The following is a 23,900-nucleotide window of genomic DNA, read 5'->3' on the forward strand; positions in this document are numbered from 1 at the left end:
TGGGAATTTAGAGGGAAATTTTTTATCTCTATCTATTGCCTTTTATTCTAAGCAATGTTATGGTGGTCAAATTAAGGAGGTTTAAAAGAATGAAAAAGAAATTTCTGTTTTTTATTTTATTGTTGAATGGTATTTCTTTACGTTTGAGTCAGGCGCAAGTCGTGATTACGGACGTTGCACAAGTTTACAATGAAAATTTTACCGTCTTAACACCAGCCAATACGCCGTGGGTAGATAATTTTTCATTACCAGGATGGTATTTAGTTCAAGAGACCAATAATATTAATGCTCTTTTGGTTAATGACGGATCGACAAGTATTCCTAATATTTATAATTTCGGCATCAATGCTGATGCCAATCGTTCATTGGGAGCTCTATCGGTGCCTAATCAAAGCGCTTTTTGGGGTTTGCATTTTAGTAATGCTACCGATTTAGTCATTAATAAAATTAATTTAAGTTACGTGGGCAAGCAATGGCGAAGAGGGGAAATGGCTGGTATTCAGAAGCTGCAATTCTTTTTTCGAAAAGGAGGAACAAACTTCTTGGCAGATACTAATAATCTCGATTGGACAGCACAACCCATTTTTGATTTTATTAGTCCACAAACTAATTTCTTTTCGGCTATTTTAAATGGTAATAGTCCTACTAACCAAACCTTTATTTCTAATTCAATAACCAGCATCATTATTGCTCCAGGTGAAGAATTTTGGTTTCGTTGGTTTTTCCCAAGTGTGGTTCAATTTGGCCACGGGTTAGCGATTGATGATATATCAGTATCCTTTAGTGGTATTTCTAATATAATTAATCCGGGTCCAACTAATAATAATGGCAGTAATAGTGTCTTATCATTATTGGATGTTCAACTTAACCTTAAGAAACCGAAGATTGATAAATTATTGCGTTTTAATGGCCTGAATGGTTTTCCCATAAAAGGTCAAATCTTTGCCAATACGAGTGTTGTGACCAAAGCTTCTTATGCTGCTTTTGCTACTTCGACTAATATTCCCACCAATCTTGTTTTCTTGGAGGCAGGTATATTTAAAACTAAAATCAAGAAGAAGTTAGCCAAAAAAGGGGTTGTGGCTCTTTTCAAGCATAAAGGTAAAGCCAATAAGCCGGGCCAAGGTATTCCTTCAGAAACTCCTTCTATAACGCTTATCGTGAAGGTGGATGGAACCCAGGGAACTAATGCGGGTAGCGCTTTATTTACGAATGTTTTCAGTTCAAAGGTAAAATAAGGTTTTTTTTATTTTTACATTGAAAAAAAAATCTCGAATCCTAACTTAGTTCGATGAAATATTCTAAATTAGCTTTGTATGGTTTATTAGGTTTTGTTTTTCAATTGTCTTTACGAGGGCAAATTGATATTCCCAATGTGCCTTTTACTTATAGCCAAAACTTTGATGTTTTTGGGGTAAACAATTCTCCCTGGGCGAATAACATGAACCCGTTACCAGGTTGGTATTATGTTTTTTCCACGGATGGTATGGGTTCTTCGGATATCTTCGGCTTAGTAGCCGATGATGGAAGCAATCCTTTAGTGGTTCCCAAAAATTATGGTTCCAATGGGGCACTTGATCGAGCTTTGGGGGGAGTCAATGGACTGCTTGGTCCTCAACATTTGGATTGGTTTTATGGGGCACGCTTTCATAATTCCACCGCTTTTAGTATTAGTAATATTACTATTTCTTATAAAGGGGAACAGTGGACTCAAAACAATCCGATGCCACAGACTTTAAGATTTTTCTACCGAATTGGTGGTAATGATTTTCTAGCCAATAATACAGGTTGGACTGCTTTGTCTTTGTTTGATTTTGTTAGCCCTAAAACGGGTGCGACTCTTGCTTTGAATGGGAATGCTCTTTCCAATCAAAAATCATTTTCTGTGAATAGCGCGGTATTCCCTAATCCTATTGTTATACCGCCCAATGGAGAATTTTGGATTCGTTGGGTTCAATCTGATAATCTAAACAATGGTCAAGGTTTGGCCATTGATGATTTTGCAATAGATTTTTCTACTAATGCATTCAATGTTAATCCCAATCCTACCAATAACGCTCCTGTTTCATTTGCTGATATTCAGCTTTCTCTAAAAAAACCTAAACTTACCAAGACGCTTCGCTTTAAGGGAACTGGCGGTTTTGCTTTTAAAACTCATGTGCTTGCCACAGTGAGCACCCCCACACAAGTGTCGTATGTCGCTTTTGCCACAGGAACAACCAATGTTCCTACTAATCTTGTTGTAGCAGGACTGTTTAAACCCATTACCAAAGGCAAACTCGCCAAAAAAGGTGTGAAGGCACTTGCTAAACATAAAGGTAAAGCCAATAAACCGGGACAAGGCGTTGCCCCAGACACCGCTTCGGTTACCTTAATTATTAAAGTTGATGCAACACAAGGCACAAATATTGGTAGCGTTTTCTTTACTAATACTTTCACTTCTCAAGTAAAATAAATTAATTGTTTTTGCGCGACAGCGAGCCATATCTTTCTATACTGAGAGATATGGCTAAACTTTCTATTCAAGATATTTCTTGTGAAGGTCAGCGGGTAATAGTTCGCGTTGACTTCAATGTTCCACTGGAAAATAAACAGAGTCACCCCACGATCGCCGATGACACTCGAATTCGAGCCGCTTTACCTACATTAACTCATTTACTGAAGCAAAATGCTATTATTATTTTAGTGAGTCATTTAGGACGTCCAAAAGGAAAAATAGATACTCATCAAAGTCTGCGTTCCATCGGTATTCGACTCAATGAACTGCTCGATCATCCGGTGGCGTTTATTCATCATGATCTAATGAAACCGCAAGATTATGAAGAAGTTCAATCAATTCTTGCTCACGCCAAACCAGGACAAATTTTTCTTCTCGAAAATATCCGGTTTTATCCGGGTGAAGAAAAAAATGATCCTGACCTAGGCAAACGCTTGGCCGCCTTAGGCGATATTTATATCAATGACGCCTTTGGCGCGGCACATCGCGCGCATGCGTCCACTGAAGCCATTGCGCGCTTTTCAAAAAAAGCAGTTAGTGGATTTCTCATGCAAAAAGAACTCCAATTCCTTAGCGAGGCAGTGGAAGAGCCGGCAAAACCGTTTGTGGTGATTTTAGGCGGCGCGAAAGTGTCCGATAAAATTAATGTCATTGATCGGCTCATCGAAAAAGCTGATACGATTTTAATCGGCGGGGGGATGGCTTATACCTTTCAATACGCTTTAGGCAAAGGCATTGGAGACTCCTTATGCGAACCAGATAAAAAAGAAGTGGCTTTAGCTGCCATCAAAAAGGCGAAACAAAAACAAATTTCATTTTTATTGCCTGAAGATAATTTGATCGTTGATCAGCTCGATTTTTCTAAAAAAAGTGTGGGTCAAAGCCGTTTTACCCAACCCGGCGAAGCGATTCCTGATTCGTGGCAGGGCGTCGACATTGGTCCGAAGACCATTAAACGCTATCAACAAGAAATTGCTAAAGCCAAAACGATTTTATGGAATGGTCCGATGGGAGTTTTCGAGATCGCAGCTTGTGCTCAGGGCACATTTGCGATTGCCCAGGTGGTTGCAAAAAACAATCAAGCCACAAGCATCGTTGGAGGCGGGGACTCCATCAAAGCCATCAAGCAAGCTGGTGTAAAAGATAAAATTACCTTTATCTCAACCGGAGGAGGCGCTTCCCTTGAATTGCTGGAAGGCAAAACCTTGCCTGGGGTTGCTGCGTTGAATGATAAATGATTTATGCTTCGTAAAAAAATTATTGCTGCCAACTGGAAAATGAACAAAACGCCCTCTGAAGGCGTAATTTTAACCCAAAATCTTCTCAAGCAACTGGGCGATTTTGACCGAGCGGATTTAGTGATTTGCCCGCCCTTTACCAGTTTAGCGAGTGTGAACGATTTGATTAAAGGTCACTCTCATTTTTCGCTCGGCGCTCAGAATCTTTTTTATGAAAAACAGGGTGCTTACACGGGTGAAATTTCAGCCGATATGCTGCGAGACGCGGGATGTGGTTACGTAATTATTGGCCACAGTGAACGGCGCGAATATTTTTTGGAGACTGACGAAATAGTAAATCGCAAAATTAAAGCTGCGTTGGCTGCGAATTTGAAATCCATTGTTTGTGTGGGAGAAAAATTATCAGTTCGCGAAGACAATGGCGCTGAAACTTTAATTCGAAACCAAATTCAAAAAGCGTTTCACGATCTTTCTGATGAAGCGATGAATCACATCATCGTTGCTTATGAACCGGTTTGGGCCATTGGCACAGGGAGGAATGCCACGCCTGCGCAAGCTCAAGAGGTGCATAATTGGATTCGAGATCAGATCGCTAAGCAGTTTAGCACTAAAGTGGCCGATCAGATTCGCATTCAATATGGTGGTAGTGTGAAGCCGGAAAATGCTAAAGAACTGTTAAATCAACCTGACGTGGATGGCGCTTTGGTGGGAGGGGCGAGCCTCGAAGCAGCGAGCTTTACTGCGATTGTGAAAAATAGTGTAGGATAAGCTTCTAGCTTGCCATGATTGGGTTTGCTCTTTATGCTTCGGGCGCTTTATGTGGACAAATTTTATCATCATAGGATTGCAAATTATTTTAGTGCCGCTTTGTGCTTTCATGGTGCTTTTGATTTTGATGCAACGCCCGAAGCAAGAAGGATTAGGCGCGGCATTTGGTTCAGGCATGACCGAATCGGTTTTTGGTGCTGACACTTCTAACGTGCTTAGTCGCTTAACTGTTTGGTGCGTGGTTTTATTTTTTGGTATTATATTAACCCTAAGCTCGCTTTATGCGCACCGTTCCACTCCTTCTAGTGAAGTCCAAAAAGCGTTAACGGAACACACAATGAAACCAACTTCGGTTTCCACTAATATTTTGTCTTTGGAAACTAACGTCATGGATTTGACCACTAATCTTTCCTCCAATGCCACAAATCAGCCGTAACGTGTTGTTACGATTTTTTCTTTATTTTATTTTTCTGGGATTTTCCCTTTCTTCCTGTTCGCCCTCCAAACCTCGAGCAGATTTAGTTTTTATTAATGGCATTGAGCCGGAAAGTTTGGATCCCGCTATTATTACGGGTCAACCGGAGGGGCGCATTGTAATGGCGCTTTTCGAAGGATTAACCTCGCGCGATAGTTATGGTCGTGTGGGGCCTGGTATGGCGGAGCGTTGGGAAATTTCTTCCGATGGATTAACTTACCGTTTTTATTTGAGAAATAACGCGCGTTGGAGCAATGGCGATTTGGTAGCCGCGCAAGATTTTGCGCAGTCGTGGGAGCGCGTGTTAAATCCAGTGACAACTTCCGATTATGCGGAAATTCTTTACTATCTTGAAAATGCTGAGGCTTATCACGATGGTAAAATAAAAGATTTTAATCAGGTGGGGGTGAAAGCGCTCGATTCGCAAACCCTGGAAGTGAGATTGCACGATCCCACGCCTTTCTTTCTCGATCTTTGTGCGTTTGTGACGACTTATCCGGTCCATTTTCCTACCCTTAGGCGCTACGGATTAGATTGGATTAAACCAGGAAAATTAGTTTCCAATGGCGCTTATCGTTTGACGGATTGGCGGATCAATGATCGCATTCGGTTGGAAAAAAATCCTTATTATTGGCGTGCTGATCAGGTGGAATTGAACACGGTAGAAGCGTTGCCGATTAATCAAGCAACAACGGCTTTTAATTTTTATCAAACTAGTGTGGCCGATCTTGTTTTGGATAAAGGCAGTATACCACCTTTATTATTAGGGGAACTGCGCAAACGTCCCGATTGTCATATTGCGCCGATTTTAGCTACTTATTTTTATCGCTTTAATGTTACGCGACCCCCTTTCAATAATCCTCTGGTTCGCAAAGCGATTGCATTTTCGATTGATAAAAAATTTATTGTCGAACGCGTCACGCGCGCTGGCGAACCGGTCACAGGGTCTTTCACGCCTCCAGGACTTCCGCAATATCAACCGCCCCGAGGTTTGAGTCACGATCCTGATTTGGGTCGAAAATTATTAGCCCAAGCCGGTTATCCGAATGGGAAAAATTTTCCTGCTATGACATTGCTTTATAATAAAACTGAGCAAGACGAAAATATTGCGTTGGCTTTTCAAAGTATGATGAAAAAAGAGTTGGGAATTCGAGTGGAATTGAGAAATCAAGAATGGAAAGTTTATCTCAATTCATTGAGCCAATTGGATTACGATATCGCGCGCTCCAGTTGGGTGGGAGATTATGCTGATCCTAATACTTTTCTCGATTGCTTTGTTACAGGTCGCGGCAATAATCGCACGGGATGGAGTTTTGCTCGATACGATCAATTGATGACTCAAGCCAATCAGGAAAATAATCCCGACAAACGCGCGCAGTTGCTTTATCAAGCTGAAACTATTCTTGTGGAAGAACAGGTGCCTATCGTTCCTATTTTTCATTTCGTTGGCATTAAATTATATGACGCGAATCGATTAGGAGGCTTGCATCTCAACTTGATTGATGAATATCCTATTCGCGAAATGTTTCGAAAATAAATTTTATGAGACGCCGTTTGATTATTCGCGTGGTATTGGCGATTCCCACTTTGTTTGCGGTGGTTTGTCTGACTTTTTTCTTGATGCGTTTGGCTCCTGGTGGACCGTTTGATCGTGAAAAAGCGATTCCTGAAAGCATTAAACGTCAACTCATGGCGCAATATCAATTGGATGGTCCCGTGCTAACTCAACTTTATTATTACTTAAAAGACGTAGCTCGAGGCGACTTGCGATTATCCACCAAATATCGCAATCGCACAGTGAACGAAATCATTTCTCAAACGTTGCCCATTTCCGCTTGCCTAGGAGGCATTGCTTTTTTTTTGGCGTTGGGTGGAGGTTGTTTTTTTGGAATTTGGGCGGCTTATCGACATAATCGACCGTCGGATTCTATTTTGATGTTTTTAGCTTTGTTGGGAATTGCATTGCCGAGTTTTGTGATCGGGCCATTACTCATTGTTCTTTTTAGTTTTAAGTTGGGATGGTTGCCCGTAGGCGGTTGGGGGACAGTCCAACAAGTTTTTTTGCCTGCTCTGGCTTTGAGCCTTCCATACATGGCTTATCTCGCCCGAATGGTGCGGGTGAGCATGTTGGAAACATTGAATCAAGATTATATTCGCACAGCTCGCGCCAAAGGTCTTGCTGAATGGCGCGTGCTTTACGTTCATGCTTTAAAAAATGCTGCGTTGCCTGTGGTTTCTTATTCTGGGCCGCTCGCGGCTAATATTTTAACCGGTTCTTTGGTTGTGGAAGAAATTTTTAAAATTCCTGGCATTGGCCCTTTTTTCGTGAACGGCGTTTTGAATCGCGACGTTTTTGTTGTCGGTGGCATTACACTGGTTTACAGCATGTTGCTAATTGCCTTCAACCTGGTAGTCGATTTGTTTTACGGTTTGCTAGATAAACGGATTCAATCTGCGTGATATTGAGATGAAACTTTTTTCTCAAATTCTAATTCATCGACGTATCATGATAGCTTTATGCATTTTATGTATCGTTGTTTTGGCGGCTATTATCGGTCCTTGGTTTTCGCCTTACGATTATGAAACGGGTAGCGCTACGGCATTTTCTCCTCCAAGTTGGCAGCATTGGGGGGGGACGGATTTATTGGGACGCGATGTTTTTACACGCATGCTTTATGGCGCGCGAATTTCTTTGTTGGTAGGTTTTGTAGGCGCTCTGGTGAGTTTGCTGATTGGTGTGAGTTATGGCGCGATTTCCGGCTATATCGGGGGAAAAATTGATTTGGTGATGATGCGTTTGGTGGATGTGCTGTATAGTATTCCACGACTCATTTTTGTTATTACTTTGATTAGCATGTTGGATTGGCAAATGCGGCGCTTGTTAATGCGTTGGGAATGGCCGGAATTAGCGGCTCAGGCTCGATTAGTTTTATTATTCGTAGGATTAGGTGCTGTCGAGTGGTTAACTATGGCACGCATTGTGCGAGGGCAAGTTTTGACTTTAAAAGAAAGACAATTTGTAACAGCAAGCCGCGCTTTGGGGCAAAATCATTTTTATCTCTTATTTCGACATATTTTGCCTAATCTCACCGGGATTATATTGGTTTATTTAACCTTAACGATTCCAGTGGTTATTTTGGAGGAATCGCTCCTTAGCTTTTTAGGTTTGGGTGTTCAAGCGCCTCTTTCGAGTTGGGGAATTATGATTTCCAGTGGAGCGCAAATTATTAATCCTATTAAAAGTTATTGGTGGCTGCTTTTTACGCCTAGTTTGGCCATGGCCATTACGTTGTTGGCCTTGAACTTTGTGGGTGATGGTTTGCGCGATTGGCTTGATCCTCGAAGTCAATCGCATTGATCTCTAGGTAATAAACTTAAAGAGGTTCGAGTTGTTGCTTTAATGTTTCGAGGAACTTTTCTAATCCGTTGCGATAAACATTTTGCTTCCATTCAGTAAGGTAAGCGCGACTCGCATCAATTTCTTTAATAAAACTTTCAATAGCGTGACGAAATTGGCCTGAAGCATGAATTGCTTGAATGAGTTGATAGTAACTTTCTAATTCGCCGCTCAAAATAATTTCATGCGCTTTTTCCAGGTCGGCTCCTTGAAGAGTTTGAAGATAAAAAAGAATAGGCAAAGTTAGCTTGCCTTTTACCAGGTCGGTGCCCAAAGTTTTTCCAGTTTGGTTTTCAGTTCCAACCAGATCTAGACAGTCATCGTAAATTTGATAAGCAATACCTAAATGGCGGCCAAATTGCCGAAAACTCTCTTGTTTTTCTTGGTTAACCTGATTGAGCAGAGCGCTTAGTTCGGTGCAGACTTCAAATAAGGCAGCTGTTTTCATACCGATGATTCGAAAATAATCTTCTATGGAAAAAGTCAGGTCGAATTGACGTTGCGTTTGCAAAATTTCACCTTGGATCAAATCGCTAGCAGCTTCGGCAACTTTTTCTGCAACACGGCGATTCTCAAAACGGGTGCATAATTTGAGGGCATGGGCAAAAAGACAATCGCCCAAAAGCACTGCTGTTTCCGGGCCCCATCGGGCATGAGCGGTGGCTTTGCCGCGTCGCATTTCAGCATGATCTAAAATGTCGTCGTGAACTAAAGAAGCGAGATGAATTAATTCCACGACGGAAGCGAGTTTTATATGATCGGTTTGAATTTGTCCTGAAACACCGCCAGCGAGTAAAACCAGAGCGGGTCGCAAATTTTTGCCGCGCGTTTCTAATACATAACTTAAATAACCGACTAAAGCCGGATCAAACGCGGCCACTTGTTTGCGAATAAATCGGTCTACTTCCTTAAGAAATAAATGAATTTCTGCAAAGGAGATTTCAAATTTTGCTCGAATGAGGGGAATTTCCTTTTTGAAAAAGTTGGCGGATTGCAAAGGAGGACGTTTCATGTTTATTTAAATCTGCCTGCAAGTTTCAATGCGTCAAAGAGATTTTTGTGATTAAATTTTTTGTGTAAACCACAATCAAACGATTCTTGGGTGTTAACGAATAATCTTTAACAGTTATTCTGCAAGGCGGAGATGAATATAGGGTTACAGCAAAAAAGATAAAAAACGTGATTTTTTGTTTGCATTGGTGGCAAGAAATGGTGTAAAGTGGTGAAATATGGAAAAAGAAACCATATTCTCCCTTTAAAAATTATGAATGCTCCCTTTAAAGCCAGTTATGCCGATTCGTTCGAGCACGGCTTTGATGCGAAGGGACGCATTACGATTCCATCGGAATGGCGCGATGAGGGTTATGAATCGCAACTGTTTGTTTTTCCTTCCAGTGAAGGTTGTTTAAAGGTTTACCCCAGCTCTTGGCTGGCTCGACAGCAGGAAAAAATTATTGATTTGCCGTTGGCCGATAAACGCAGAAAGAAAATCGAAGCGCTTGCTATGATTGCGCAGAAAATTGTGTGGGATGCACAGGGGCGCGTAATGATTTCGGAAAGATTGCGCCAGCATGCGGGCTTGAAAAAAAATGCCATTTTAGCTGGCGCTTTGGACCATTTTGAAATTTGGGATGAAAAACTTCGTAAAATTAGGCGTGAAACGCGTTTGAACTTGGAAGATTTAGGGTTGTAAACGATAAGAAAAAGAATTGGAAAAAATGAATGGGGGAAAATTAATTGAAAGAGGCTTCTTATCACGAGCCGGTTTTGGTTCGCGAGGTTGTAGCAGTCTTACAACCGACGCAGGGCAAATATTATCTCGATGCCACATTGGGCGGAGGTGGACACAGCGAGGCTCTGTTAAATACGGGGGCTCGGGTTTTGGGATGGGATCGCGATCCAGAGTCTATTCAGTTTGCGGCCAAGCGATTGGAGCGATTTGGAGATCGATTTTTGGCCGAAAAGAAAAATTTTTCTCAAATCAACGAGTTGCCGGCAAATGGGCTAGATGGTGTGTTGCTGGATTTGGGCGTTTCCTCGCATCAATTCGACACTCCGGAACGAGGTTTCAGTTTTCGATTCGATGCGCCTTTGGATATGCGCATGGATCCGTCGCAAGGGCAGCCGCTTTTTCAACTTTTACAAACGGTAATGGAGGAAGATATGGCTTTTTGGTTGCGTGAATATGGTGAGGAGCCTAAGGCTCGAGCGATCGCGCGCGAGATTGTGAAAGCGCGTTCCATGTCACGTCCAGTAAAAACGACACAAGATTTAGTGGCTGTGATTGAGAGGGTTTATCCCGGTGGAGGCCCGCGTTCACATCATCCAGCCACACGTTCTTTTCAAGCGTTTCGCATAGCGGTTAATGACGAGATGGGGGCACTCAAAAAAGCGCTGGAATTGGCAGAAAAAATTTTAAAACCGCAAGGGCGTTTGGCTGTGATTACTTTTCATTCTCTTGAGGATCGCTTGGTAAAACAGGTGATGAAAGAGAAAAGTCGCGCTTTTGAGGAAACGCCTCGTTGGCCTAACAGCGTGCCTAACCCTAAACAAGTTTTTCAACTCGTCACCAAAAAGCCGATTGTCGCGAGTGCCGAAGAAATTGCAAATAATCCTCGTGCGCGAAGCGCCAAACTGCGAGTGGTGGAAAAATTAACTTTCGAAAAAGAATCAGGAGTCAGTTATGAATAATCGATTACGTGAAGCACAAGCCTTTCAAGTTTTTACCGCGATTAAATTGGGGATCGTTATCCTTTTTGTCACGTTATTAGGTTTAGGTTTTATTGTTCAACACAATACGCATCGGCATTTGAGTGAGGAACTTAGTTTGCGCGAAAAAACGTTGCGTGAATTAAAGAAAAAAAATCAGATTCAAGAGGCATATGTTGCGCGTTTAAAGAATCCCGAAAATTTACGAAATCGGGTTCAGGAATTGGGATTAAATTTGGTTGAAATCAAACAAGAACAAATTGTGCGGGTTTATCAAGGGTTGTCATTGCCCCTGCCGGAATCTCGCCTTGCCAAAGTGGCTCAAGCGCGATGAATTTTTCTTGGACAGAGCAAATGCGAAAGCGCGCAGTACTTACGATTAGTGGGTTGGTTTTTTTATTTACTGTTCTTTCATTGCGTTTGTTGGAAGTGCAGGTGGGAAAGCATGATTATTATCTGGGTCGAGCGGCCGCAAATCATGCTTTTCGTAAAATGGTTTATGCTCGGCGCGGCGATATTCTGGATCGCAATGGCAATCTTTTGGCAACCAGTATTCCTTATAAAACGGTTCAAGTAGATCTTTTGCGTTTGCGACAAATCTTGCAGAAGAATCAGGAGATAAAAAACCCTAAAAAAAGAATGTCATTGGAGCAAATCGCTCAGTCTCTTGCTCCATTTTTGGAGATGGATACGAACGAAATTTTGAAACGTTTGAATGATACTCGATCCCTTATTGTTTTGAAAAAGAAAGTAGAGCTTTCAGCCTGGGAAAAAATCGAGGCTTTACAATGGCCGGGTATTTTAGGTGTGGACGAATATCAACGTCGTTATCCCGAAGGGCGAAATGCGAGTCATGTCTTGGGTTATGTCGATAGCGAAGGCAATGGCAAGGATGGCATTGAAGCTTCGATGGATCATTATTTAAAAGGCATTGATGGTTGGTATGTTTCAGAGCATGATGCCAGTCGACACGAGATTCGCGCTTATCGTTCGCAAGACGCGCCAGTAAAAAATGGTTATTCCATTTCGCTCACATTGGATCAAACCATTCAATATATTGTTGAGGAAGAGTTGGATAAGGCGATGACCAATTATTCGCCGGCAGCCGCTTATGCGATTGTGATGAGGCCAAAAACTGGTGAAATTTTAGCGTTGGCCAATCGTCCCACTTATGATCCTAACGAACGAGCCAGTTTAACCTGGGAAGGTATGCGCAATCGGTGTGTGACGGATACCTTTGAACCGGGGTCGACCTTTAAAATTGTTACCACGGCTGCAACGCTCAATGAAGGATTGGTGACACTTGATACTCCGATTTTTTGTGAAAATGGTTTGTGGTTTTGGGCAGGTGTGCCTTTGCGAGATCATAGCAGTTATGGAACTTTGACTGTGGAACAAGTTTTACAAAAATCCAGCAATGTTGGTTTTGCTAAATTGGGTTTGAAGTTGGGTGAGACTTTGCTTTATCGCTACATTCGCGAATTTGGGTTTGGGCAAACGGTTTTAAATCAGATCATGCCAGGTGAACAAGTTGGCACATTGCGACCTTTGGCAAAATGGTCAAAAATTTCTATTACTCGTGTTCCAATTGGTTATGAAGTGGCAGCAACACCTTTGCAAATGATTACTGCCATGTCAGCCATTGCCAATGATGGTGTGCTAATGAGACCCATGTTAATTCATGAGGTTTTGGATGAGGAGAGCAGTGTGGTGGCCCGTTATAGTCCACGAGTTGTTAAACAAATTATTAGGCCGGAAATTGCGAAGCAGGTGATTAAAGCTTTATCATCAGTAGTTTCGCAAGAAGGCACAGCGGGCAAAGCGGCGGTAGAAGGATTTACTGTAGCGGGAAAAACAGGAACTTCACGCAAATGGGATAATGAAGCGAAAGAATATTCGCACAAACGGTATTTAGCTTCCTTCATTGGTTTTTTGCCAGCGCAAGATCCGGAATTTGCTTTGCTAACGATTATTGATGAGCCTTCCAGTGGAGGAATTTATGGTGGTCAAGTGGCAGCGCCCGTTTTTTCCGCAATGGCTTCGCGCATTGCACGACATTTGGATCTGAGTCCTGAAACTTCTTTCTGGGAGGTGGCGAGCCGATGATGTTGCAAGATTTAATTCAGGAGGTGTCATCGGCCCGCCTTTTTGGTCAATCAGAAATTCAAGTAAAAGGGTTGGCTTATGATTCGCGTCGTGTGCAAAAGGGAGACCTTTTTTTTGCTTTATCAGGAAGCCAAAAACAAGGACGTGATTTTATTCAGGAGGCGATCAGTCATGGGGCAGTGGCAGTTGTTGGTGAAGAGAGTTTTGAAACAGAAGTAACTCGGATTGAAGTGGCGAATGCCCGGATGGCTATGGCAAAAATCGCTCAACGATTTTTTGATTTTCCAGATCGTCAGTTGCAGGTGGTTGGGATTACGGGAACAAATGGCAAAACAACAACGGCATTTTTGACAAAACATCTTTTGCAATCGATGGGCCTGCGTTGTGGATTAATCGGAACGGTGCGTTATGAGATTGGGGATCGAGTTGAGGCAGCGACTCATACGACACCAGAATCGTGTGAGTTATATGCCTTATTACAAAAAATGGTGAGAGAAAACTGTCGTGCGGCTGTCATGGAGGTTTCTTCTCATGCACTGGATCAATATCGAGTAGGTGGAGTGGATTTTGATGTAGCGGTTTTTACTAATTTAACCCGTGATCATTTAGATTATCACTCGGAGATGGAATCTTATTTTTCGGCAAAGCAACGTTTGTTTGCCAATTTAGGACAACAACAAAAACCGGGTGCGATGGTGGTAAACGGAGATGATAAGCGCGGTCAAATATTGGTAAAAAATTTTTTATTGAAATCTGATAGGAAGGTTGTCTTTGGCGAAATTGCTGGAGATTTACTATGGAGATTGTGCGGTTGGCATGAAAAGGGATGTTTGGCAGAATTTGTTTATCGCAATCAACGCCGATCCGTGGCGTTGCCTTTGTTTGGAAAATTTAATATTGCCAATGCTGCTGCGGCAATGGGAGCAGGGTTGATGCTGGGTGGCGTTTTTGAAAAATTAGCACGAGCTTTAGAAAGTGCGCCATCTGTGCCAGGTCGTTTGGAAGCGGTGCCCAACACTCAAGGGTTTAAAGTTTTTGTGGATTATGCTCATACCGATGATGCATTAAGAAAAGCGTTGGAAACGTTGGCACAAGTGCCACATCGTCGTTTGATTACGGTGTTTGGTTGTGGTGGGAATCGTGATCGAACGAAGCGTCCTTTGATGGGTGCGGTTGCGATGGAATTGAGTGATCGAGTTTATGTGACGTCGGATAATCCACGATTTGAAAAGCCAGAAGCTATTATTGAAGAAATTGTGGTTGGGTTGAAAGAGGACAATGATTTTGAAATTGTTGTTGATCGTGAAGAGGCGATTCGCGCAGCGCTTAATGAAGCGGGAACTGAAGATATTGTTTTGATCGCGGGTAAAGGACACGAAACGTATCAAGAAATTGAGGGCGTGCGTTATCCGTTTCATGATAGGGAAGTGGCACAAAAAATTCTGGAGGAGGCATGCGAGTGATGAAACTTTCGGAATTGATAGAGGTTTGGGACGATGCATTTTTGTTATCAGGACGAAATGTTTCGAGTGCCACTCAAGTTTTGGGTGTGAACACGGATTCGCGTCGAGTGATAAAAGGCGACTGTTTTTTTGCGCTGAAAGGAGAGCGTTACGATGCTCATGATTTTATTGAGGAAGTTATTGCACGGGGTGCTGTGACTGCTGTTGTGGAGCGCGATGTGAAAACACTAAAAGAGTTTCCATTAATTCGCGTCGATAACACCGTATTGGCATTACAGCAGTTAGCGTCTTTTTATCGCGATAGTCTTAAGATTCCGATTGTAGCGGTAGCCGGAAGTAATGGTAAAACGAGTACGAAAGAATTAATTGCAGCGGCGTTAAGTTCACGATGGAATGCGGCAAAAACTTTGGGCAATTTAAATAATCATCTGGGTGTTCCATTGACGCTTTTGGGAATTGATCCTGAGCATGAGGCGGCAGTGGTGGAGTTAGGCACGAATCATCCTGGCGAAATTGCCTTTTTAACGAAATTGGTTAAGCCCACGGTGGGGGTGATTACTAATATTGGTTTGGAGCATTTGGAATTTTTTAAAGATGAGGCAGGGGTTGCCAAGGAGGAGGGCGCTTTACTTGAGGGAATGGAAAATCAAGCGATCGCCATTTTGAATGCGGATGATTCTTGGACGGAATCGTTGCGTGGTAGAGCAAAAGGAAAAGTTTTAACTGCTGGGTTTAGTGAATCGGCTGATGTTCGAGTGAGCAAATTGGAACAAAATGATAAGGGGCAATCTTTTTGTGTGACTTTTCAAGATGATGAGAAAATTTTTGAATTACCCTTAGTGGGTCGACATTTGGCGGGAAATGCTGCTTTGGCTATTGCTACGGGTTTATCGTTAGATTTTTCTTTAGCCGAGATGGCGGAGGGATTGAAGCGAGTGAGTTTACCTTCTGGAAGAATGAAGGTGTATGTTGCGAAAGGTGGCGGAAAAGTGATTGATGATTCTTATAATGCCAATCCTAGTTCCATGAAGGCAGCTTTGCATTATTTGGCTGGTTTATCAGGACGGCGAATTGCCGTGCTGGGAGATATGGGAGAGCTGGGTGAGGAGGCGAGTCAGTGGCATCGTTATGTGGGTCGAGAAGCGGCTCAACTTCCTTTGGATTTGGTGGTGGCGATTGGGAGGGAAGCGGGAAATTATGCTCAGGGAACTGCTGGTAAGATAAAGGTTGAAACTTTTGTTGGGGTAGAAGAGGCTGTCGATTTTCTTAAAAAAAATGTGGGTTCGAATGATGTGATCTTGGTTAAAGCGTCACGTTCAGCGCGATTAGAGCGAGTCGTGGAAGCGTTGGTAGGAAGCGTTACAGAAAGGGATCACTCGTGTTAGAATTATTACATCGTTATTCTGAAACGTTTGGTGCGTTTAACTTATTTCGTTACGTTTCTTTTCGAGCGCTAGGTGCGGCGACGACGGGTCTTTTATTTTGTTTGTTTTGTGGGCCTTGGATTATTCGTAAATTGACGGAGTTAAAATTAGGCCAACCGATTCGCACTAAAGAAGAGGTTCACCGTTTGGCTGAATTGCATGGTGGAAAAAGTGGAACGCCGACAATGGGAGGTGTGATGATTTTAGCGGCGGTGGTAATTGCGACTGTGTTGTGGGCACCGATTTTGAATCGGTTTGTTCTTTTGACTTTGTTTGCGATGCTAATTTTAGGCGGATTGGGATTTTGGGATGATTTGTTGAAAGTGAAACAGAAGAAATCGGCTGGAGTTCCAGGTCGAGTAAAACTTTTAGTGCAAATTGTGTTGGCAGTTGTGATCGGAGCCACTTTGTTAAGTGACGAAGCAACGAGTCAACAGGCGTCTCAGTTGGAAGTGCCATTTTTTAAAGAACCGATTTTAACGATGGGTTGGGGAGCTTTAGCTTTTTTTGCGCTGGTGTTAACGGGTTCTTCAAATGCGGTAAACTTAACGGATGGGTTAGATGGTTTGGCCGCAGGATGCACAGTGATTGTGGCATTGGTATTTGGTATCTTTAGTTATGTGTCGGGCAATGTGAAATTGGCTGAGTATTTATTTATGCCTTACACGGCTGGAACAGGGGAGTTGACGGTGATTGCTGCTGCGCTAGTGGGCGCGACTTTAGGGTTTTTATGGTTCAACTGTTATCCAGCCAAAGTTTTTATGGGTGACACCGGTTCTTTAGCGATCGGGGGAGCTTTAGGCACGATTGCGATTTGTATCAATCAAGAATTTTTATTGTTGGTTGTGGGTGGCGTATTTGTGATGGAAGCGCTTTCTGTGATTTTGCAAGTGGCCTCTTTTAAGCTTACGGGTCAAAGGATTTTTGCGATGGCGCCTCTTCATCATCATTTTGAATTGAAAGGGTGGAGTGAGACAACGGTGGTGGTTCGATTTTGGATACTTGGCGTTTTTTTTGCGTCATTAGCTTTGTTAACTTTGAAATTACGGTGAGGTAGATGAAGCATGAATGGTTATGAAATGGAGTGGACAAAAAGTTGTGGTGATTGGGCTGGGTGCCAGTGGTTTGGCAGCGGCACGTTTGCTCTATGGAGTAGGAGCGGAGGTTACTGTGAGAGATGAATCGGATAATGAATTGTTGAGAGAACGCGCTAATTCCTTGCAAACTCGAGGGATTCATGTCGAGTTGGGGAAATTAATTCGTGCAGATGAGACACGTTTTGATTTTGGAGTTTTAAGTCCTGGGATTGATCCTCGGCGCTCTATGATTCAAAATTTATTGAAAGCCAAGGTGCCAATATGGAGTGAGTTGGAGTTGGCTTATCGTTTTTGTCAGTGTCCTTTAATTGCTATTACGGGAACGAACGGAAAAACGACGACAACGGAATTAGTGCATGCTGTTTTGACGGCGGGTGGTAAAAAATCGTGTGCTGCAGGCAATATTGGATTGGCTCTCAGTGAAGTGGTTCATGATAGTGATAAACGAGATGTGACGGTGGTGGAAGCTAGCTCTTTTCAATTAGAGCAAACTATTCATTTTCATCCCAAAGTTGCGGCATTGCTTAATATTTCACCGGATCACATGGATCGCTATGATTCGATGAGCGACTATTTTGCAGCAAAGTTAAAAATTTTTAGAAATCAAGCAGCGGGTGATTTAGCAATTGTAAATGCCTCGTTTGGTCGGTTGGATCTGAAAGCAAAAACAATTACTTTTTCTGCGCGTGGATTAGCTGCGGATTATACTCTGGAAAGAGGTGTGATTTGTTATCGCGGTCGCGCTATTGTTGCTATGGAATCTTTGCCATTGCGGGGATTGCATAATGCAGAAAATATCATGGTGGCGATTGCGGTGGCTCAATATTATGGAATCGAAGAGTCAGTAATCGTGAAGGCGTTGATCAATTTTCGTCTTGCGCCGCATCGATGTGAGTGGGTTGGAAAAATAAAAGGAGTGACGTTTATTAATGATTCTAAAGCAACCAATGTGGATGCGATGGCGCAGGCGATTGAAAGTTTTCCTAATCCCATTGTTTTAATTGCCGGTGGAAAAGATAAGGGATTTGAATTTGATTCTGTAGCCGAATTGGTGGCGAAACGAACTCGGGGCGTGGTGTTGATAGGAGAGACTGCATCGAAATTAAAACAGGCCTGGGAGAAGGCGAATTGTTTGTCCGCAACAAACTTTCAAAAAGCCTTTGATCAAGCTGTGCGTTTAGCTCAAGCAGGTGATGTGGTGTTGTTGTCACCCGGTTGTTCCAGTTTTGACATGTTTCGCGATTATGCGGATCGCGGCAATCAATTCAAAGCGATGGTGCAAAAATTTTTACAGGAAAATATCGGTTAAATTCAAAAAAGGAGAAATCAATATGGAAAATCAATGGGAAAAAGAAAGTAAAGAAGGCATTCGTTTGTCGCATGTCTTTTTAATTGTGTTAGTCGTTCATCTTGTGGTGATTGGTGGCGCTTTTGCGTTTCAATATTGGCGAGGTGGCGCGGAAACGAGTGTGAGCGAAGTTTCTGAAAAACAGCAAAAGAGTCGATCCAGAAAAAAAATGGAAGTCAGCGAGCCTAAAGTTCAAAAAATGGCAGAAGAAATCAGTCAAACGACTCCTGCTATGGCCTCTGCAGAGAAGGATACTGTCAAACCAACTACTACTCCTACTTTGCCTCCGCCTGTGGCGACACCCAAGGCAACGGTTCAGGAAGTGAAAAAAGAAATAGTTGTTGCAGCACCGCTTTTGCACGCCGTGGTAAAGGGTGACACTTTAAGTAAAATTGCAAAGCAATACAAAATTACTTTGGCAAATTTGTTGAAATGGAATCAATTGGCAGACGATAAGATTCGTTTGGGTCAAGTTTTGAAAGTTTCTGAGTCGAAAATGATTGTGGCTCAGCAGGAGCCAGTTGCCGCGACCGCGGCTCGCCCTCCCGTGGTTGACACGACTCCTGTGATCAAGCCGGTCGTTGAAACGAAGCCCGCTACGAAACGCATGGAAAATTATACCGTGGTCAAAGGTGATACACTTTATCGTATAGCCAAAAAATTTGGAACGAAACCTCAATTAATTTTAGAGGCGAACCAGATTCAAGATGCGAATAAAATTGGTGTTGGCATGCAGTTAAAGATTCCAGTTGAAACGGAAGTTTCCAAAGCTACTTCGCCTCAAAAAATTGAAGCTTCTCATGTTGCAATGTCGGTACAATAAAATTTATGCTTTTGAAACGGCAGGGTTCCACGCTTTTATTTTTCATCTTGTTCAGTTTTTGTGGACTGGGCTTGGTGATGTTGTATAGCGCGAGCGCTTTCTCTAAGGAAGCGCTCCATGCCGGAGATAGTTTTCGATTTTTAAAAAATCAGGCGGTTTGGTTGGTTTTGGGATTGATCGCTTTAGGAGTCACAGCCTTTCGAGATTATCGTTGCTGGAATAAAAATATTTGGTGGCTGTTGGGAGGGGTTGTGATTCTTTTAGCTTTATGTTATGTGCCAGGAATTGGGAAGCGGGTAAATGGCGCAAATCGTTGGTTAGGTTTAGGTGGGTTGACTTTACAACCGAGTGAATTGGCTAAGTTGGCTTTGCTGCTGTTTGTGTCATGGTGGTATGATATCAATCAGCGACGGGTCAAAACATTTCTTCATGGTTTTTGTATTCCTGCTGCGGTTTGTGGTGTAGTTTTGCTTTTAATTCTTTTTGAAAAGGATGTGGGTACGACGTTGTTATTGGGTGCGGTTCTTATGATTTTATGGTTTGCGGCGGGTGTGCGTTGGCAATATCTCGTTTTAACTATGGTGATAGCAGCCGGAGGTGTGGGTTTTATTGTGTCGAAGGACAAAGAGCGTTTAAGTCGTTTATGGGCGCATGCCAGTCATGGAGATAAAATGGTGGAAAAGGGGGAGGGATGGCAACAAACACAGTCGTTGATTGCACTAGGTTCAGGAGGGGTAGAGGGTTTGGGTATTGGCGAAAGTCGTCAAAAACTTTATTATCTTCCTGAAGCGCATACCGATTTTATTTTCGCAATTATTGGTGAAGAGTTAGGGTTAAGGGCAACGTTAATGATTGTGTTGGGTTTTGTGATGTATGTGATGATTGGGGGGTATATTGCAACGCGCGCTTCGGATTGGCAGGGAACTTTACTGGCGTTGGGTATTGTGACATTGGTGGGGTTGCAGGCTTTTATTAATATGGGGGTTGTCACGCGATTGTTGCCCAATAAGGGATTGGCTTTGCCTTTTATTAGTTATGGTGGATCGAGTTTGGTGGTGGCGTTGGCTATGACGGGATGGTTGATAAGTATTGCGCGTCATGTGTCGACCGAAGAAGAAACGCGATGGGTGTGGAGGAAAAGAGAGAGGCTTACGTGATTTATGGGTTATCGTATTGCCATTGCATGTGGCGGAACGGGAGGACATTTGTTTCCCGGTTTAGCAGTGGCTGATGTGTTGCGAGAACAGGGCAATCAAATATTATTACTAGTCTCGAATAAAGATATTGATCGTTCTGCGCTGAATAAACATCAAGGTTATGAGTTTCGTGTTTTATCCGCTGTGGGATGGCCGGGGTTTCGTCCATTTCTTTTGGTTCATTTTTTTTGGCGTTATTTTCAAGCGGTGCGAGAATGTAAAAAATGGTTCAAGGTTTGGAAGCCGGATGCGGTATTGGGAATGGGAGGGTTTACATCAGCTGTGCCTTTGCGTTATGCGATAAAAAGAAAAATTCCGACATTGATGCACGAATCCAATGTGATTCCAGGAAGAGTTACGGTTTGGTTATCAAAAAAGGTAGATAAGGTTTTATTGGGATTTGAGGCGTGTCGATCGCATTTAGCTTCGATGATCAGCACAGGTGTGACAGGCACGCCATTAAAAGTAAAACCGAAATTGGGTGATCGAATCGAAACTTTGAAAAAATTAGGTTTGTCTCCCGAAAAAAAAACGATTTTGGTGATGGGAGGGAGTCAAGGCGCTAAAGCGTTAAATGAATTGGTGGTTCAAGCGATGCGGTATTGGGAGGGGTTGCAATCGCGTTGGCAATTCATTCATCTTACTGGAAAAGGAGAAAGGGAATTGGTGGAGTTGAATTATCGGCGAGAAGGGTTTCAGGCACAGGTGATGGAGTTTTGTGGTGAGATGGCGGAGATTTATCGAGTTACAGATCTTGCCATTTCTCGAAGTGGTGCGGCTTCATTAAGCGAGTTAACGGCATGGGAAATTCCTAGTGTATTGATTCCTTTTCCTTTTGCGGCGGGCAATCATCAATTTTTTAATGCGCAAGTTTTTGAAAAGGCAGGAGCGGCTTTGATGGAGGAACAGGATTCTCTAACACCTGAAATATTGGGTCAAAAAATAAAAATCTTATTAGAAGATGAAGAGCAGCGGCAGCGGATGCATGAAGCGTGTCGAAAAGTGGCAATTGAAGATGGTGCAGAACGTGTTGCGGATGCGGTGATGAGGGCTATCGAGGAGAAACCAGCATGAGCGCCATTGTGCAATGCTTGCATCACCGCATGCCCGACCGTTTTTGGCATTTTGTGGGAGTGGGGGGTAGTGGAATGTCGGGTTTAGCGCGTTTGTTATTGGAAAAGGGTTATCAGGTTTCGGGTTCTGATTTGGTGGAAAGTCGACTCATTCAACAATTAGAAGAGAAAGGGTTGATTTTTTTTCAAGGTCATCAATCGGATTTTGTGGATCAGGCTCAAGCGGTTGTGGTTTCCTCTGCAATTGATGAGAGTAATGTAGAATTGGAGTCGGCTCGAGCAAGAAAAATTCCCATTTTTCATCGCGCAGAGTTGTTATCGGCTTTGTTAGCAGAGAAAAAATCTATTGTCGTAGCGGGAATGCACGGAAAAACGACAACGACAAGTTTGTTGGCTTGGCTGTTTCACGAGACGCAAAGTTCTTTTTATGTAGGAGGTGTAGTGACACAGTTGGGAGCGAGCGCGAAAATTGGCGAGGGAGAGTGGTTTATTGCTGAGGGAGATGAAAGCGATGGCACGCTGGTTAAGTATGCGCCGCATTTTTCTTTGGTGTTAAATATTGAAAAGGAACATTTAGATTTTTATCCTTCTTTGCAAGCGATTGAATCAGTTTTTCGAGAATTGGGAGAGCGGACGAAAGGAAAAATTTTTTATTGTGGAGATGATGAAGGAGCGACGCGAGTTTTTAAAAGTTTTGAAAATGCGATTAGTTTTGGATTGAGTCATTCAGTTCATGTTCAGGGGAAAAATGTTGTATTCGATAAATCAGGATCGCGTTTTGATGTTTGGGTGAAGGGAAAATTATGGCTTGAGGGAGTGCATTTATCTTTGCCAGGTTCGCATAATATTCGAAATGCGCTGGGAGCAATTGCAGTGGCGCGTGAAGCGGGGTTAAGTGAAAAAATGATTGTGGAAAGACTTGCTTCTTTCCAGGGAGCGCGACGTCGATTTGAGATTAAATGGGAGTGTGATGATTTTTTAGTGATTGATGATTATGGGCATCATCCCACTGAAATTCGAGCGACGTTAGAAGCTGCGAAACAGGTGGCGGGGGGGAGGCGGCTAGTTGTGGTTTTTCAGCCGCATCGATTCAGTCGCACAAAAGCGTTAAAGGAAGACTTTGCTAAAGCTTTTGATTGGGCAGATCGTTTGTTTTTGACGGAAATTTATCCGGCGGATGAGTCAGCAAAGGATTGGCCAGATGTGACGGGAGAAAATTTGTTTCGTGTCGTTGAGGCAACTGGGCGCGGGGCAATTTCTTTTCAAGGTCAAGGCTTAGCATTGGCACAAGAACTGATTCATGAAGTGAAACCGGGCGATTGTGTTGTGGTGTTGGGAGCGGGTGATATCGGAAAAGTGACGCAGGTTTTGGTGGAGCACTTGAAATTTTATCGAGAGTTAATGGAAGCGGCTGGAGATAATGGGCGTGTGGTTCGTAATGAATCTTTGCGTCGTCACACCACTTTGCGTGTGGGCGGGCCTGCGGAGTTTTGGTGTGAGCCGGATGGAGAAGAGTCTTTGGCACGAGTTTTACAATTGTGCGAGAAAAACGCTATGCCTGTCACATTTATTGGACGGGGATCGAATTTATTAATCAAAGATGGGGGAATTCGCGGGGTTTGTTTACATTTGCATGAAAATTTTTTTTCAAAGATTGAAGTTGCAAAAGATAAAGTTTCGGCGCAAGCGGGCACTAAACTAAAATCGATTGTGGCGGCTGCCAAGCGTGAGGGATTGGGTGGTTTTGAATTTATGGAGGGGATTCCAGGAAGTTTAGGTGGGGCGCTATTTATGAATGCAGGAGCGATGGGAGGATGGATGTTTGAGAGGGTTGTCTCAGTGCGTTGTATGAATAAAAATGGTGAGATTGCTGAATTGTTGCGAGAGGGGATTCAAGCCAATTATCGTTGTGTGCCAACGTTGCAAAATAAAATTGTTTTATCAGCAGTTTTGCAGGGTAAAAAAGAAGCAAAAGAAGTTGTCGAAGAACGTTTGCGTGAGTTTAGTAAGAAACGTTGGGAATCGCAACCGGCAGCATCGAGTGCGGGTTGTATTTTTAAAAATCCTTCGTTGAGTCCTGCGGGTAAGTTGGTGGACGAGTTGGGGTTAAAAGGTTTGTCGATTGGTGGCGCACGAGTTAGTCAAGAGCACGGTAATTTTATTGTAAACGATGGCACAGCGACTGCTTCGGATGTATTAGGGTTGATTGAGTTGGTGCGGCAACGCGTGCGTGCGGAACGCGGGGTGGAATTGGAAACAGAAATTATTATTTTAGGAGATAATTAA

Annotated in this window: 21 protein-coding genes; 20 read left to right on the plus strand and 1 reads right to left on the minus strand. The window is 43.0% G+C overall.

Annotation, left to right across the window (positions count from 1 at the left end; translation table 11 throughout):
- Positions 1-89: 89 nt before the first annotated feature.
- Genes K1X66_07150 through K1X66_07185 form a run of 8 tightly spaced genes read left to right on the plus strand, consistent with a single transcriptional unit; the run spans position 90 to position 8,336 of the window.
- A complete protein-coding gene (locus K1X66_07150; GenBank protein MBX7158145.1) occupies positions 90-1,238 on the plus strand; it encodes a hypothetical protein in 1,149 nt (382 codons plus the stop codon).
- Positions 1,239-1,291: 53 nt separating this feature from the next.
- Positions 1,292-2,455 (plus strand): hypothetical protein, encoded by a 1,164-nt coding sequence (locus K1X66_07155; protein ID MBX7158146.1) that lies wholly within the window; start codon positions 1,292-1,294, stop codon positions 2,453-2,455.
- Positions 2,456-2,505: 50 nt separating this feature from the next.
- A complete protein-coding gene (locus K1X66_07160; protein ID MBX7158147.1) occupies positions 2,506-3,735 on the plus strand; it encodes a phosphoglycerate kinase in 1,230 nt (409 codons plus the stop codon).
- A 3-nt stretch (positions 3,736-3,738) separates the two neighbouring features.
- On the plus strand, positions 3,739-4,503 hold the full coding sequence (tpiA, locus tag K1X66_07165; protein ID MBX7158148.1) for a triose-phosphate isomerase: 765 nt from the start codon (positions 3,739-3,741) through the stop codon (positions 4,501-4,503).
- Positions 4,504-4,552: 49 nt separating this feature from the next.
- Positions 4,553-4,939, plus strand: coding sequence for a preprotein translocase subunit SecG (gene secG, locus K1X66_07170; GenBank protein MBX7158149.1), 387 nt, complete (start codon positions 4,553-4,555; stop codon positions 4,937-4,939).
- Positions 4,920-6,515 (plus strand): peptide ABC transporter substrate-binding protein, encoded by a 1,596-nt coding sequence (locus K1X66_07175; protein ID MBX7158150.1) that lies wholly within the window; start codon positions 4,920-4,922, stop codon positions 6,513-6,515. Before secG ends, K1X66_07175 begins: the two co-directional genes overlap by 20 nt.
- A 5-nt stretch (positions 6,516-6,520) precedes the next feature.
- Entirely contained in the window at positions 6,521-7,438 is a 918-nt protein-coding gene (locus K1X66_07180) for an ABC transporter permease (GenBank protein ID MBX7158151.1), read from the plus strand.
- Positions 7,439-7,445: 7 nt separating this feature from the next.
- Positions 7,446-8,336: an ABC transporter permease gene (locus K1X66_07185; protein MBX7158152.1), complete on the plus strand. Its 891-nt coding sequence runs from the start codon at positions 7,446-7,448 to the stop codon at positions 8,334-8,336.
- Positions 8,337-8,352: 16 nt separating this feature from the next.
- Here K1X66_07185 and K1X66_07190 read toward each other — a convergent pair whose 3' ends face one another.
- A complete protein-coding gene (locus tag K1X66_07190) occupies positions 8,353-9,387 on the minus strand; it encodes a polyprenyl synthetase family protein (GenBank protein MBX7158153.1) in 1,035 nt (344 codons plus the stop codon).
- 252 nt (positions 9,388-9,639) lie between these two features.
- On the opposite strand from K1X66_07190, the gene K1X66_07195 reads away from it, so the two are divergent.
- Genes K1X66_07195 through murC form a run of 12 tightly spaced genes read left to right on the plus strand, consistent with a single transcriptional unit; the run spans position 9,640 to position 23,900 of the window.
- Positions 9,640-10,068 carry a division/cell wall cluster transcriptional repressor MraZ gene (locus K1X66_07195; GenBank protein MBX7158154.1) on the plus strand — a complete coding sequence of 143 codons (429 nt, stop codon included), beginning with the start codon at positions 9,640-9,642 and terminating at the stop codon, positions 10,066-10,068.
- 44 nt (positions 10,069-10,112) lie between these two features.
- The gene (rsmH, locus tag K1X66_07200) at positions 10,113-11,066 is read left to right on the plus strand and encodes a 16S rRNA (cytosine(1402)-N(4))-methyltransferase RsmH (GenBank protein MBX7158155.1); all 954 of its coding nucleotides are present in this window, start codon (positions 10,113-10,115) and stop codon (positions 11,064-11,066) included.
- The gene (locus K1X66_07205) at positions 11,059-11,418 is read left to right on the plus strand and encodes a hypothetical protein (GenBank protein MBX7158156.1); all 360 of its coding nucleotides are present in this window, start codon (positions 11,059-11,061) and stop codon (positions 11,416-11,418) included. Before rsmH ends, K1X66_07205 begins: the two co-directional genes overlap by 8 nt.
- Positions 11,415-13,190 (plus strand): penicillin-binding protein 2, encoded by a 1,776-nt coding sequence (locus tag K1X66_07210; GenBank protein ID MBX7158157.1) that lies wholly within the window; start codon positions 11,415-11,417, stop codon positions 13,188-13,190. Before K1X66_07205 ends, K1X66_07210 begins: the two co-directional genes overlap by 4 nt.
- Positions 13,187-14,653: a UDP-N-acetylmuramoyl-L-alanyl-D-glutamate--2,6-diaminopimelate ligase gene (locus K1X66_07215; GenBank protein MBX7158158.1), complete on the plus strand. Its 1,467-nt coding sequence runs from the start codon at positions 13,187-13,189 to the stop codon at positions 14,651-14,653. The genes K1X66_07210 and K1X66_07215 overlap by 4 nt, the downstream gene beginning before the upstream one ends.
- Entirely contained in the window at positions 14,644-16,038 is a 1,395-nt protein-coding gene (locus K1X66_07220) for a UDP-N-acetylmuramoyl-tripeptide--D-alanyl-D-alanine ligase (protein MBX7158159.1), read from the plus strand. Before K1X66_07215 ends, K1X66_07220 begins: the two co-directional genes overlap by 10 nt.
- Positions 16,032-17,129, plus strand: a complete 1,098-nt coding sequence (gene mraY, locus K1X66_07225; GenBank protein ID MBX7158160.1) for a phospho-N-acetylmuramoyl-pentapeptide-transferase — start codon at positions 16,032-16,034, stop codon at positions 17,127-17,129. The genes K1X66_07220 and mraY overlap by 7 nt, the downstream gene beginning before the upstream one ends.
- 22 nt (positions 17,130-17,151) lie before the next feature.
- Positions 17,152-18,483, plus strand: a complete 1,332-nt coding sequence (gene murD / locus K1X66_07230) for a UDP-N-acetylmuramoyl-L-alanine--D-glutamate ligase (GenBank protein MBX7158161.1) — start codon at positions 17,152-17,154, stop codon at positions 18,481-18,483.
- 22 nt (positions 18,484-18,505) lie between these two features.
- The gene (locus tag K1X66_07235; GenBank protein MBX7158162.1) at positions 18,506-19,345 is read left to right on the plus strand and encodes a LysM peptidoglycan-binding domain-containing protein; all 840 of its coding nucleotides are present in this window, start codon (positions 18,506-18,508) and stop codon (positions 19,343-19,345) included.
- 5 nt (positions 19,346-19,350) lie between these two features.
- Positions 19,351-20,502, plus strand: a complete 1,152-nt coding sequence (gene ftsW, locus K1X66_07240) for a putative lipid II flippase FtsW (protein ID MBX7158163.1) — start codon at positions 19,351-19,353, stop codon at positions 20,500-20,502.
- Positions 20,503-20,505: 3 nt separating this feature from the next.
- Complete coding sequence (murG, locus tag K1X66_07245) at positions 20,506-21,615, plus strand: undecaprenyldiphospho-muramoylpentapeptide beta-N-acetylglucosaminyltransferase (protein MBX7158164.1); 1,110 nt, start codon at positions 20,506-20,508, stop codon at positions 21,613-21,615.
- Positions 21,612-23,900: a UDP-N-acetylmuramate--L-alanine ligase gene (gene murC / locus K1X66_07250; protein ID MBX7158165.1), complete on the plus strand. Its 2,289-nt coding sequence runs from the start codon at positions 21,612-21,614 to the stop codon at positions 23,898-23,900. The genes murG and murC overlap by 4 nt, the downstream gene beginning before the upstream one ends.

Source organism: Verrucomicrobiia bacterium (genome assembly GCA_019694135.1).
Taxonomy (GTDB): domain Bacteria; phylum Verrucomicrobiota; class Verrucomicrobiia; order JADLBR01; family JAIBCM01; genus JAIBCM01.